Below are 14,325 nucleotides of genomic sequence, written 5' to 3'. Positions count from 1 at the left end.
TGAAATACTGAGACGTTTATGTGAATATAAGGGCGTCAAGATTATAGAGGGGGAGCTTATGGCAGATCATGTGCATATGCTAGTGTTAATTCCACCTAAAATATCAGTTTCATCTTTTATGGGATATCTAAAGGGTAAAAGTGCGCTAATGATGTTCGATAAACACGCAAACTTAAAGTATAAATTTGGAAATAGACACTTTTGGTCCGAGGGATATTATGTAAGTACGGTAGGATTAAATGAAGCTACCGTAAAAAAATATATACGTGAGCAAGAGTTACATGACCAAATGAAAGATAAACTTAGTGTAAAAGAATATGAGGACCCTTTTAAGGGTAGCAAGTAATACATATCCCCTTTAAGGGGACCGTTACGAGTCAATGGCTATGCGGCTTGAACGTAGTGAAAGCCAGCGCCTTTAGACGCTGGCCTAGTACTACGGGCTTATAGCCCGTGAGCAAACCACCCGTTTTACGGGTGGTTCTGATTTTGCGTGCATTAAAATGCTAACAAAATACTTATTTCCTTTAACTATTATTATATATTATCTACTATTTGTAAATAGTGTTGTATACTATAGGTGTTACTGCCCCATACTGGTAACAGAAAGGGGGTGAAAATGTGTTTGACATATTGAGTTCCTTAATAGTGTCTATCATAGCAGGTGTAACCTGTCACTACATCTGCAAGTGGCTAGATAGATATTTTCGTCAGTAACTAGTACAGAAAAAGGAGGGCTGCCCCCCTCCTTTTTCGTTTGCGTGAAAATGTGTCACACATTGACTTCCTTTGTCATATATTATATTACATGATTATTTAACGTTTGTAAATGATGTTATCTATGTATACAATGATTGATAACGTTGAGATTTTTGGTCTAACATTAAGGGGGCGGTTCATTTATATAGGGTCTATTTTTCCTTAGTTTGGCTGAATAGCCAATCTCTAATGCCTTCGATATTATAAGCTACAGACCATGTGTACATATGGTTGCCATCTTTAAATACCGTGTAATTAATAGGAGCCTTTTGATCGACTGTAGCTTTCACCAATGCGTCGAATTGTTCCGGTGTAGAATGGCTATCCCACATAGGAGAGGTTGCAATGTTAGTGCCTAAGTCGGCCCAATTTTTAGTAGCTGTATTCATGCCAGGATATGCTTTATCATCGCCTTCGGATACGAGTATCCACAATTTTTTATCCTTTAATACTTTCATTTCCTCCGTATTCCATTGGCATGCTACGAGGAATTGAGCCGTAAACAAATCAGGATGTTTGTCGCTAATGGCAATGTTTGCCATACCACCTTGAGACTGACCAGAACCGTAAATTCGGTTCTTATCAATTGGATACGTAGCGATGACATGATGTAATAGACTATCTACCAAGGTAAGACCTGGAGTCCATTCATTTTTATCAGTAGTCATCATACCAAGTGTATCTACTAAATCTTGAGTGTATTGAGGGGCAACGATGATGGCTTCATGTTTTGCTTGTTCCTCAGGGCTAGCGAAAACAGTAGCACCATTACCTTGGAATAGTACCGTGCGATTATCATTGATATTGGCACTGGAGTCAGCTATGAAGAAATATAGAGGGTATTGTTTTGATGCATCATAGTTTTTCGGTAAAAATACATTGTAAGGAATGCTATTACCCGTAGTTGGATCTGTGTAAATATATGTTTTAAACTCATCCATAATAGTAGATGCCGTAGATGTATTGATTACGCTCGTTTGTGAAGGGCCGTATATAGTACCTGTTTTAGTTACTACCGGTTGAAATTGAGTGACTGTAACGTTTAAATCAGGCAATTTACGATCGGAACGCAGTGGTGCATCGACGCCTACAGCACCATTATTTTTAGGTTTATTAGGGCGTGGTGCTAATACGAATGGTGTAGAGTTTTCATATTCAAATTCCACTACAACGTATTGATCAGCTGCTGTAGCTTTAGAGTTTTTGTCTTTTTTACTAGCTTTGACCGTATTTGTTTGTCCTACTGTTGTATCTATTTGAGGGGCACCATTGTGCAAACCTTTAGCTGTAGATTTGTAATTTTCTTTCAGTTCAGGTACAGAATTAGTATAGATATTGTTGATTGTTTTGCCTTCTACTGTGAAAGTATTGAGCGCTAATGCACTTTCTTGGATTGCTTCTGGATATTTGATGATGATAGCCGCTATTTTTTCACCATCACCATAAATTTTTGGCACTGCCGTTACAGATTGCATGCCGTATGCTTCTGTTTGATGAGTCTTAATTTCAGAGGTAGCAGAGATAGAGTTTGTACTAGAAATAGTAGTAGCCATGTCCGTTGCAGCTAGTATATTTGTTGTAGAAAGTGTGCCTAGCACAAGAGCCATTAATAAGATTTTATTCATCATATCTCCTTATTTTATCGTATTTATCAAAATATTTATTAAAATATATAATAAAATTAAATTTAGTGCAATTTATTAGAATTCGTGTAATTTATAATTACATATATTAGATAGATAATCTTTATTTATTTATTGAATAGGTAATCTTTATTATTGATAGATAAATATAATGTAGTAGGAAATTAGTAGTAGATTTTGTAAGATAGTATAATAGAAAAAATAACAATATAACATAGCGCAATATTTACGATAGTTGGGAGTGTATCAATGGCAACCGACCAAGAATGGGAAAGTATATTACAAATAAAAACAGCAGGCCGTGATGATAGTCGTTCGGATGCAGAGCATCATCCGTATGAGCCAACAGATTACTGTGTTCTTGAGCGCCTTGCCAATAGCGGTTATATTACGAAACAAAATACCCTCATTGATTACGGCAGTGGCAAGGGGCGCGTTAGCATATTTATGGCTAATCAGACGCGGTGCCATTCCATTGGTATCGAATACGATGAACGTTTGTATGAACGGGCCATCGTAAATGGTGAAAGCCCAGCTGCCAAGAACCGCGTATCTTTTGTCCTTGGCGATGCAGCTACCTATGCATTGCCAGACAATGCAGATCGATGCTTTTTCTTTAACCCCTTTGCACTTCATACCATTAAACGCGTACTAGGTAATATCTTTGATTCTTTATATCATCATCCAAGAGAAATTCTACTATTCTTCTATTATGTTAACGAAGAAGTAGAGAATTTCCTAAATAACCACGTGCGCCTTGAAGCAGAAGAATCAATACAATGCGGTGATTTATTTCAAGAACGTGATGAAAAAGAACGCATATTGGTATATAGAGTGAATGTGTTTTAGTAAATTAATTTATCTCTATATTTCGTTTTATCTATTCTTATAGAAAAGTATATATAGACATTATATAATCTAATTGTTACTACTCCATTCTGGTAACAGAAAGGAGGTGAAAACATTGCCGGAGATATTAATTTCCTTTTTTTTATCTATCATAGCAAGTATAGTTGCATATTATATTTGCAAGTGGCTGGATAGATAGTTTAGTTAGTAACCAGCACAATAAAAAATAGCAGGGCTGCCACCCTGCTATTTTTTCGTATGAAAACATTGCCTCATACTAATTTCCTTTGTTACTCATAGAATAGCATGATATAAAAGGATAGTCAAATTTTACGTACTTTCACTAAAACACGCAGAAAATCCGCATATTTTCTGATATAATAATAGATTAGAGAGTATAAAAATTTATTTTTTCTATTCACCATGGTATGTATTGATTCGTAATGATTAATCATAGTGATTAGGGCTGAGTATATACCATAAAGGAGGAACGTATGGAACGCGTGTCAGCAAGTCTTATTGAAGAAATTCGCAGTGCCTTAGTAGAGCGTTATAATCGCGATCAAGAGATTCAGCAAATGATTGAAGAAATCGGCGCAGAAGAAGGTCTTAATGAAAAAGAACTGTTTGTTATTCACCAAGCCTATTTAGAGGTTAAGGAACGCATGCAGTATACGGCGAATTTGATGGAATTGTGGAATCAAATTGAGGCTGTTCAGGACCGCATGGGTATGCTTAATTCTTATGAAAGCTTGGAACGCGATTTATTTGGCGATGTTCTTTCCTTTGATAAACCAATGGGTTATGGTGCGTCGAATCAAGACAACTTAGACTATGCGATGGAGCAAGTTAAGTTACACGATGTAGATCATGACATCGAAGATATCGACCTTTCTAAGGAATATCCTATCGATAATCAAGATGCTGTTTATTTTAATGAGCATTCAGCCAATAAGAAAACAACATCTAGTCGTAATGACATCAATGATGATGACGAAGAGAACGATTTTGATGATGAAAGCCCATTAGACAGAGATATTCGTACGTCCTTAGATCCTTATGATATGGTAAATTCCTTGTTGTATTCCAAACAATCCACGGGCGATAAGGATAAAACTAAACAACAAAAGGAAATTGACAAGCTTATCAAAAAACAACTGAAACGCGTAGAAGAAGAATGGGCGAAGCTTTCAGGTAAAAAGGATAAAAAAGATAAGAAAAAGAAAGATAAAGATAAAAAAAAGAAAGACAAGCAGTCTAAGAAAGAATTCGAACTTGTAAAGGAATCTAAGAAGTCCAAGAAGGACAAAGAGTCCAAAAAGAGCAAGAAGGACAAGGATTCTAAAAAAGATAAAAAAGACAAGGATGCTAAGAAGGATAAAAAGGCTAAAAAATTAGAAAAAGCCTTGAAGAAGGAGTCTCAAAAGTCCACAAAAAAGGACTAACCGTAGATTTCATAGATGACCACGGACAGAAAACTACGGATAAGGGCTGTGGAAAATGCAAGCGGTGCAAGGGACCGCGGTGTAGGAAATATAGTATATAAAGTTGGGGAATGGTATGAATCGTTGGTTGAACTGGATAAAAGGCATTCAACAGGAATTAAAAGCATTTTTGTTCTTTTCTATCTTGTTTACGCTCTTTAGAATCGTATTTTTAATTATATTTCAATCTCAATTAGATACGACTACAATGGACAGTATTTTAATGTCTTTATGGCTCGGTTTTCGGTTGAGTTTGAAGACAGTTGGATCGATTGTCCTTGTAAGTTTGCTATTTGCTACATTGCCATCTATAGTGTGGCCGAAATGGAAAGCCCAAGGTGTACGCAAGGTTTGGTACGGATTTGTTACTATCTTCTTTACATTACTCTTTATGGGGCGTATCCCGTTTTATACGATATTCAATTCTTCGTATAATGCGATGCTTATCAATGGCAAACATGACGATATTCATGCCATTATCAATACGGGTATCAATGAATACCATGCTATTCCATTTTTAATTGGTGGTATTGCGCTGAGCATTAGTTTGACTTGGCTGTTGGTGAAAGTCCTCAATACGAAAACCATTCAATGGACACCTAGCACTAAGCATAGTAAATGGATTACGGGGATCCTCAGTTTTGTTGGATTTGGCGTGTTATTCGTATTTTTCCGCTTTGGTGGAGCTTTTGGGTACACGAATTCCATTAACTGGGAAAGCGCAGCGCGTCTTAATTCTAATCTGTTAAATGAAACGATTTTGGACGATGCACAAGCATTATACCGTGTGAAATCCATTGCTAAACGGACTTCAGAATTAGAGGATATTCATTTAACACCTGCTGAGTTACATGAAAAAATACAATCCATTGGCGGTAATCTTAATAGTACACGATTTGATGAAGCTTTCACAAAAACGATAACAACAGAGCGATTACAACAACAACCGCAATCTATTAATATCATTCTCGGTGAATCCTATGGCTTATGGCCATTCCTTGCTGAATTCAATGAACCTGGTGCTTATCTTGTAGAGCAAGGTCGTAAGTACGCGGCTAGTCCACAGGCGATGGGTACGCAAATGGCCTTAGCTCAAGGAACGGGTACGATGCCTGCCATTATTGGTTTATTAACGGGCATGCCGGATACGGGGATGTATCCAAATTATAACGTAGGCATGTTACAAGAACCATATGGACTTGGTATTGGACCGGTTATGAAAAAACTCGGTTACAAAACCGTATTTTGGTACGGCGGGTTCAGTACGTGGCAAAATGTTAAGAACTTTGCGTTGGAACAAGGATTTGATGAATTCCACGATGCATCCGAAATGCCAAGCGATGAAGAAAACGCTTGGGGCGTAGCCGATGGAGATATGTTCAAGGCCATCAATGCGTACATGGACAAACATCGTGGTGAAAAAATCATTAATGTTATCATGACAACGTCAAATCATCCACCATATAGTGTGAATGTGGCTAAGGAAGGCTATGATGCGGATAAGGTTCGTAAGAATTTGCCAGATTCCATTGCGAATACGGATAAGCAAATCAATGAAATGGGTCATATTTGGTATGCAGACCATGTGATGGGCGAATTTATCAGCAAAGAGGAACAAGTTGATCCAACCGCTCTATTCGTCATCACCGGTGACCACAGCGAACGCTTTACCTTCGCTCGTGAGGAAGGTCCTAAGGTGGCCTCCACGATTCCAATTATTTTCTACGGCCAAGGCATTAAAAAAGAATGGCTTTCACCAGACACATTTGGCATGAGCATTCAAATCATTCCGACCTTGGCGGAACTCGTAGGACGCACGGGGCAAACCTATGAGGCCATGGTGCCGAGCCTATTTAATCAAGGACCGTTCGTATTCAATCACCGTTTGTGGATGGATAAGACCGGTATATACTTAGAAGATGAGAAAATGCCGCAAGTCTATGCTAACTATATGAAAACCTTGCGGGAACTAACCGCTTGGCGTTTGAAACATGGGGATATTATCCAATAGGGGAATATTTTAATTTATATCATTAATGGAATGAACTCGATATTGTCAGGGAGTATATAGGGTTTGTTTACTTACAAAACTTACAAAAGGAACGATCATGGGTGAACAATTTTTCTTATCCCTCCAACAAAATATTAAACTATTCCTCTGGATGCCTATACTCTGTGCTATCTTTAGGGCCATCTTTATCGCAGTGTACCATCCGTACGAAACGCTAAAGGGCAAGGGAAAAATCATTCGTACCTGCTTTACCTTTGGATTTTGGTGGGGCATGGATATCAACGCGTATCAATTGTTGATTTTGCTTGTGCTTGGTACATTGCCATTCTTGGCCTTTCCAGATTACTACATGACAGCAGCCATCGTCCTCAATACGGTGTTGAGTTGCATTATCTATGCTGCCTTTGCAGGTAAGATGCAATTCTATAAGCACTTTAATGACACCTATAACTACATGTTGCACTATGGTAAGCATGCGGATAAGAAAAACCTCATTGACATCTTCTTCAATCAAGACAAGGGATGGTGGGTACTCGCCGGATTCATTCCTGTGGCGGCCATTAGCTATGGTGCTAGCACATTGTTATCGGCTCTTCCGTCCATTCCGTATCCTCATTTTGAAAGCAACATTGCAGCCGGCGCAAGTGCCTTTGGGTTCTTGGCGCTCTATGTGGTGATTTACTACTGGCTTCACTATGGTGGGACCTTGAATCACCGCAATAAACCAGAATGGGACGTGGTGCCAACCATCGTTAAGGAGGATATCTTCTTTGCGAAGGCGACCATCGATGATTTAGAGGCTCTCAAATTGGTTCGCAAAACGCCGTTGACGGCGGCGCAAATGAAATCGGATGAGGAACTCGTAGAGGATGTGAATCATCTTATGCCGTGCCGTGATTGGCAAACCTTGGATAATCCATTGCATGCCTTTAAACGCGTGGCAAAGGGTGCTCGCATTGCTAAACCTAAGCATATCTTTTTGATTGTTGGTGAAAGCATCCCTCAGTGGTCCATGGATCCGTTGTATATGAATTTTAATATCTGTCCAGGATTGCGTGAGTTTGCGGCTGGTGTGCATACGGCGTGTGTGCCTAATTTCTTGCCAGCCGGTAATGTGTCACGTCCTTCTATTTCAAGTCTCATAAGCGGTATCTACGATAGCGGCATGGAATTAAATGAAAAGGAAATTTTCTGGAATAATACATTGCCAACTGCTCTGGCAGCACAGATAAAACGATTAGGATACCAAACCATTTACTGGTACGGTGGTAACTCATCGAGTGGTAACTTTACGAAATACGGCAAGGCTCAAGGCTTTGACCGCATTGAAAATGCTACTGAATTCTGTGGTCCTCAAGCACCGCAAACATGGCTTGGCGTATACGATCACGTATTCCTCGAAGAGGCGGCAAAATGCATTGTGGATATGGAGAAACCGACATTCCATTTTGTATATACTACGACTAATCATGGTCCCTATAAATTAGAAGATAAGTACCTTGATTTCGATGCGCGCCGCGATTTGCCTGGCGTTGGCGATGACATTTTAAATCGCAAGGATGGCAATAAGGGCTTAGCAACTTATAAATATTGTGATAAGGCCATCTTTGATTTCGTAGATGCTATGAAAGCGAAGTTCCCGGATAGCTTGTTCATCGTAACGGGTGACCATTCCAATCTATTTGGTGAATTTAATAATACATCCTTCTTACACCGCGATTACACGATGCGTGAAATTCGTAATACCGTATTTTATATACAACATCCAGAGCTTTCACAAACATCACTACCTGCATCTATTGGCACGCATCTAAGCATCATGCCAACCATCATAGAGGCCATCGCGCCAAAAGGGTTCGAATATTATGCGGCGGTACCATCCGCATTCGATGAACAACCGGATGTGCATGTAACGCCATACCAATGGATCACAAGCGACATGGTAGGGGATGTGCTCGGCGATTACGGACAATATCAAACCTACACGGCGGAACCATCCGAATACATCCGCCCAATCGATAACCATGCACAGGACGCGGAATACTGGCGCTCCTTATCGGCGTGGATGATGAAATTTTATGCTAATGTACAATAGGGGAGACATACATGGCAACAGTAACGGTCATTATTTTGGCTAAAAATGAAGAACAACATATGAAAGACTGTATCGCATCCGCACAATTTGCTGATGAGGTACTTCTTATTGATGACGGCAGCACGGATAAAACGGTAGAGATTGCCGAATCTATGGGGGCTCGCGTCGTACATCATGCTATGAATGGCGATTGGTCTCAACAACGACGTTTTGCTGTCGAAGAGGCTCGGTCCGAATGGATTTTCTTCCTCGATGCAGATGAACGCATTTCGCCAGAATTACAACGAGAAGTACAAGATGTGCTGGCTAAGAATGAGAAGAAAGCATACTGGATTGAACGGTCCAATGTGTTCCATCACAATAAGGCCACTCATGGTGTGTTGCGCCCTGATTACGTGTTGCGATTTATGCCAAAAGAAGGCACGAATATAGAAGGATTTGTACACGAAACTATATCCAGCACCTATCCTGAGGCTAAATTACATGGCAAAATGTATCATTATACTTACGATAATTGGCATCAGTATTTTAATAAATTCAATAATTATACGACATTGGCGGCTAAGAAATATAAGGAAAACGGAAAATCCTGTTCCTTTGTAAAGGATATTCTTATCCGTCCAAGTTGGGCTTTTTTCAAGGTGTACATTTTAGATAGAGGTTTTTTAGATGGAAAAATGGGATTTATCCTTTCCGTGAACCATTATTTCTATACCATGATTAAGTACGTAAAGCTATATTATTTATTGAAATCCAATGGGAAACTATAACAGATCTAGATAATAGATTCTAAATAACAGATGAGTGTTAGTAGAGAAAGGAAGGACCACAATGCGCGTAGCCATTTTGGAAAGCATCATTATGCCTGCTGGTCATGAGGTAGAATTTGACCGCATGATCATCAATGAATTAAAACGCCAAGGTCATGAACCGGTATTGATGGTGCCGGAGAATTTTACCTTTAAGGTTGATTATGGCGTTGACGTTATCTATCTTGAGGGCGGAGAGGTAGTGACCTATGCAGGTGCATCGAAATGGAAAAAGCCGTTCTTATCTATATTACGCGAACGCCGCCGCCGCGCATGGTTTACTTCGGCTGCCAAGAAATTAGAGGAATATCATTGTGATGCTTTGATCATTCCTACCTCCACGTATCGCTATATAAAAGCACTATTGGATACGCCTTTAAAACATGCAAAGGTACCAGTTCACTTTATTTTCCATGGCATTGGCAAGGGTGAAAACGTACGGTTCTTGAAACAGGCGGAACGTGCCAATCGATGTCCGAATATTTACCTAGATGTCATTACCTTGCGCGACGATATGCTGCGCAGTGATCTACCGCGCGTACGTCCTATCTTACCTCCTGTGTTTACCCCTTCAACGGGTGAAACGCCAACCTTCTCTACACATACGCCACTTCGTCTTGGCTTTTTCGGTCAGTTTCGCAAGGAAAAAAATATTATCCCTTTATTAGATGCTTTTAAAACGGCTACCTTTACAGGTCCCGTAGAACTCTTGGTACAAGGGGCGACAGCAAAACCTGAGGACGGCGAACTATTCGATGCTATCGCTAACGAATATAAGGACGTGCCAGGGCTTTCATTCCTCCATGCGAACCTTATCGGTTCCGATTGGGATAAGGCTCTACTCGATGTAGATGCCATCTTGATGCCATACGGTGCTGAACGCTATCGCTATCACTGGAGCGCCATGCTCTACACGGCTATCGGGTTCTATAAACCGGCCTTGGTATCACCTGAAATTAATCCTGAGGTGCTGCGCGATTATCACGTTGGTGAAAGCTTAGACATATCCTCGGTGGATACGATTCGTACTGGATTAGAACAATTCGTAAACAAAATGATTGAACATCCAGACATATATGAGGCGGGTTTGGTACAAGCCAATGAAGACTTTGGACATAAACGGATGATGGATTCGATTATTAATGTATAGAATAAGTAAGGAGAGTGTATGTTTCAATATATAAAGGACCAATGGGCTAATGGTCGAGCTATTTATGGGAAAAAATCGTGGCGTGAAACACGACGCGTAGTCTTGCATTTCTTGCGAACTGTAGGCCACAAACAAGAAATGATGGAATATAAGTCTTTTTTTGAAAGCTACGCACCAGATCAACATATTTTAGATAAACAAGAAGGTCTCTATGAGTTGATGAGCCGTATATTCTTGTTTAAAGAATCTACCTTGCGTGAACGCATTGATGCAGTAAAGAATCACTTTACAGCCTTAGAAGACGTATTTACGCCAGAGGCCATCGAAATGCTATATAATCCGGATGAACTAAAACCGGAAGGATTAAAACAAGGCATTCTACTATGGGAAGATGCTGATTTAAATATGACCGCACACCTTAACTTTATGACCGGTCAACGTAAGGAAGGTTTATTTACCATTCTGTTACAACTAGGCGACCAAGGCGTATATCATGCGAATATCCGCCTCGGCAAAGGGTTAGAAGGGGAACCAGCATTGTGGATTGGTACCATCCAAGGGTATAAGGATGGCCTCGATAACGCAAAACATATTACGAAAAAAATGTTTGGCTATCGGCCAAAAAACTTTATCGTATTCTTGATTCGGGAACTCGCTAAATACTGTAAAGTGCAATCTATGTACGCCGTATCTGACGAAGGTTTCTATGCCAATACACATATGGTACGCGGTCATAAGGCAAAGGTAGCTGAACTCGATCCATTGTGGGAAGATATTGGCGGTACAGTTACACAAGATCCACGATTCTTTAAAATACCGTTGGAAGAATACAGAAAACCGATTGAAGAAATTAAATCACAAAAACGTAGCCAATATCGGAAGAGATATGAATTACTTGATGGATATGAAGAACAAATTCGGGGGAATTTGAAGGCATATTTGAAATAGATGTTTTATAAATTAATTAGAAAATTAAATATGTAAGGGTTTTAATAAATTAGGGGATGTATATTAATGCGAGTTGTAGTATTAATGGAGGCAGCATTTCAGATATTTGCTTCTAATTTAGTGGCCGCAGGGAAACATGTAGGTATTGAAATGATTCCATTCATTGTACCAAATGATAAGGTTACTAAATCATTACAAGATAAGTTTGAATCATTTATGTCAAAGAATCAGTCAGATACGGTTCTTGTTATTAATGATTTCAAAAATAAAAATGAGTATTTTTTAAAAGAATCTTTTTTTGGAAAATATAAATGTTATTTGTGGTTTTGGGATTCTATGCATCGTATTGAATTAAGACAAGACCGATTATATAAATATAAGAAGGTATCTTCTTTTGAAATAGATGATGTGGAATATGCAAAGTCTACATTTGGAATAGATATTGATTATGTACCATTGGTAGCTGGAGAAAGTTTTTGTTTGAATCCAGTAGAAAGTAATAAAAATCGTTCCATTGATATTTCTTTTATTGGTTTAGTACCTAAGAATAGTTACCGATTACAATTATTGAATCGATTAGCAATACATTGTAAGGAAAAAGGATATAATCTAAAACTATATGGTCATTTTTGGCATTGGAATAATTGGTATCAACGAGTAACAGGGAAAATTAAATTTAGATTACGATACCCTGTTTTAGCACAATATGTAGAAAATCGATTTATACAGCCAGAAGAGGCAGTTGAGATTTATAGAAATACAAAAGTTAATCTCAATATACATATTAAAGAACATAAAAGTTATAATTGTAGAACTTTTGAAGTGATAGGGAATAATAATTTCTTGTTATCTAGTGAACAAGAAGAGGCTAATCTTAAATTGGTTTCAGGAATTCATTTTGCTACATATAAAACTGATGATGAATTTATTAGAAAAATTGACTATTATATGCAACATGGAGATGAACGTAATCGGATTGCTAGCACTGGTGGTGAGCAGGTTCGTTCAATATATAAAATGGAGCACTTTATTAAACAAGTGTTCGAATAATTAAGATGTAAGAATTGTGTGTTTTTACTATTCTTAGTGAGAGGGGTTAGTTTTATGAAGGGGATTATTTTGGCCGGTGGATCAGGGACACGTCTATATCCACTAACATTAGTAACATCTAAGCAATTATTGCCTATTTATGATAAACCAATGATTTTTTATCCATTATCTATGCTTATGTTAGCAGGTATTAAGGATATTTTGATTATATCAACACCACAGGATTTACCTAATTTTGAACGATTATTAGGTGATGGTTCTAGATATGGTATTAATTTACAATATAAAGAGCAACCATCACCAGATGGATTAGCACAAGCCTTTATTATTGGTGAAGAATTTATTGATGGAGATTCTTGTGCCTTGATTTTAGGTGATAATATTTTTTATGGTGCCGGTATGAGAAAACAACTACAAGCAGCTGCACAGGCTACAAGTGGTGCTACTGTATTTGGTTATCATGTAGAAGATCCAGAACGCTTTGGTGTTGTTGAATTTGATGAAAATGGATTAGTCAAATCTATTGAAGAAAAACCGAAACATCCTAAATCAAATTATGCCGTTACAGGGTTATATTTCTATGATAAAGATGTTTGTGAATTGGCTAAAAAGGTAACACCATCTGATCGTGGAGAATTAGAAATTACCGATTTAAATAAAATGTACTTAGAACGTGGTGATTTACGTGTTCACACTCTTGGTAGAGGGTATTCTTGGTTAGATACAGGAACTGTGGATTCTCTTAGTGATGCATCTGAATTTGTTCGAGTTATTCAAACACGTTCTGGTATTGAAATATCTGCTTTAGAAGAAATTGCTTATCGTAATAATTGGATTAGTAAAGAACAATTACTAGAGAGTGCAAAGCTATATGGCAAATCACCATATGGTAAACATTTACGGCGTGTAGCAGAGGGACAAATACAAGGATAGGGAGTATATAGTATGGGAATTAAGATTACAGAAACAGGTATACAAGGACTTGTGATTATTGAGCCACAAGTCTTTGGTGATCATAGAGGATTCTTTATGGAATCATGGAATAAGCGAACTATGGAAGAAGCTGGCTTATTTTATAATTTTGTACAAGACAATCACTCATCATCTACTGTAAAAGGTACATTGCGTGGCATCCACTTTCAATATGGGGATAAAGCACAAGCCAAATTAGTACGATGTGTTCGTGGTGCTGTGCTCGATGTGGCAGTTGATCTTCGTAAGGATAGTTCTACATATAAGCAATGGTATGGCGTTGAACTTAGTGAAGAAAATCAAAAACAATTTCTAATCCCTCGTGGCTTTGGACATGGTTTTGTAACATTAACAGATCATGTTGAGTTTATGTATAAAGCAGATAACTATTACGCACCAGAAGCAGATGGAGGTATTCGATGGAATGACCCTACATTAGCTATTAATTGGGGAATAGAAAACCCTATCCTATCTGAGAAGGATACCAAATCACCATTTTTTGATGAATTAGAGAATAAGATATCCTTTACAATGGCTGATAGTGGACAATAGGGT

General features: G+C 38.4%; 12 protein-coding genes. 11 read left to right on the top strand and 1 reads right to left on the bottom strand.

The features are described from left to right. On the top strand, positions 1–346 hold a 346-nt coding region (gene tnpA, locus VAHSUH02_RS07655), incomplete at its 5' end, for an IS200/IS605 family transposase (RefSeq protein ID WP_105112046.1). Between the two features lie 565 nt (positions 347–911). Here tnpA and VAHSUH02_RS07650 read toward each other — a convergent pair. Further along, positions 912–2,384, bottom strand: coding sequence for a prolyl oligopeptidase family serine peptidase (locus VAHSUH02_RS07650; protein WP_248841633.1), 1,473 nt, complete (start codon positions 2,382–2,384; stop codon positions 912–914). Between the two features lie 267 nt (positions 2,385–2,651). Here VAHSUH02_RS07650 and VAHSUH02_RS07645 point away from each other — a divergent pair, with 267 nt between their 5' ends. From VAHSUH02_RS07645 to rfbC, 10 genes are all read left to right on the top strand, one after another. Then, positions 2,652–3,251, top strand: a complete 600-nt coding sequence (locus VAHSUH02_RS07645; protein WP_005383671.1) for a class I SAM-dependent methyltransferase — start codon at positions 2,652–2,654, stop codon at positions 3,249–3,251. A gap of 494 nt (positions 3,252–3,745) precedes the next feature. After that, positions 3,746–4,696, top strand: a complete 951-nt coding sequence (locus tag VAHSUH02_RS07640) for a hypothetical protein (RefSeq protein WP_005383673.1) — start codon at positions 3,746–3,748, stop codon at positions 4,694–4,696. A gap of 115 nt (positions 4,697–4,811) precedes the next feature. Continuing rightward, positions 4,812–6,746, top strand: coding sequence for an LTA synthase family protein (locus VAHSUH02_RS07635; protein ID WP_005383675.1), 1,935 nt, complete (start codon positions 4,812–4,814; stop codon positions 6,744–6,746). Positions 6,747–6,843: 97 nt separating this feature from the next. Further along, on the top strand, positions 6,844–8,841 hold the full coding sequence (locus VAHSUH02_RS07630; protein ID WP_105112054.1) for an LTA synthase family protein: 1,998 nt from the start codon (positions 6,844–6,846) through the stop codon (positions 8,839–8,841). 11 nt (positions 8,842–8,852) lie between these two features. Further along, positions 8,853–9,611 carry a glycosyltransferase family 2 protein gene (locus VAHSUH02_RS07625; protein WP_005383678.1) on the top strand — a complete coding sequence of 253 codons (759 nt, stop codon included), beginning with the start codon at positions 8,853–8,855 and terminating at the stop codon, positions 9,609–9,611. A gap of 61 nt (positions 9,612–9,672) precedes the next feature. Continuing rightward, entirely contained in the window at positions 9,673–10,800 is a 1,128-nt protein-coding gene (locus VAHSUH02_RS07620; RefSeq protein ID WP_005383680.1) for a glycosyltransferase family protein, read from the top strand. Positions 10,801–10,818: 18 nt separating this feature from the next. Beyond that, positions 10,819–11,748 (top strand): VirK/YbjX family protein, encoded by a 930-nt coding sequence (locus VAHSUH02_RS07615; protein ID WP_005383683.1) that lies wholly within the window; start codon positions 10,819–10,821, stop codon positions 11,746–11,748. A 66-nt stretch (positions 11,749–11,814) separates the two neighbouring features. Next, entirely contained in the window at positions 11,815–12,798 is a 984-nt protein-coding gene (locus tag VAHSUH02_RS07610; protein WP_005383684.1) for a glycosyltransferase family protein, read from the top strand. Between the two features lie 54 nt (positions 12,799–12,852). Beyond that, complete coding sequence (rfbA, locus tag VAHSUH02_RS07605) at positions 12,853–13,731, top strand: glucose-1-phosphate thymidylyltransferase RfbA (RefSeq protein ID WP_005383686.1); 879 nt, start codon at positions 12,853–12,855, stop codon at positions 13,729–13,731. 12 nt (positions 13,732–13,743) lie between these two features. Continuing rightward, on the top strand, positions 13,744–14,322 hold the full coding sequence (gene rfbC, locus VAHSUH02_RS07600; protein WP_005383688.1) for a dTDP-4-dehydrorhamnose 3,5-epimerase: 579 nt from the start codon (positions 13,744–13,746) through the stop codon (positions 14,320–14,322). The last annotated feature ends 3 nt before the right edge of the window (positions 14,323–14,325 follow it).

The sequence above is a fragment of the Veillonella atypica KON genome, assembly GCF_002959915.1.
Classification (GTDB): Bacteria; Bacillota; Negativicutes; order Veillonellales; family Veillonellaceae; genus Veillonella; species Veillonella atypica.
Note: the sequence above shows the minus strand (reverse complement) of the source record. Positions and strands in the feature narration are given on the sequence as shown.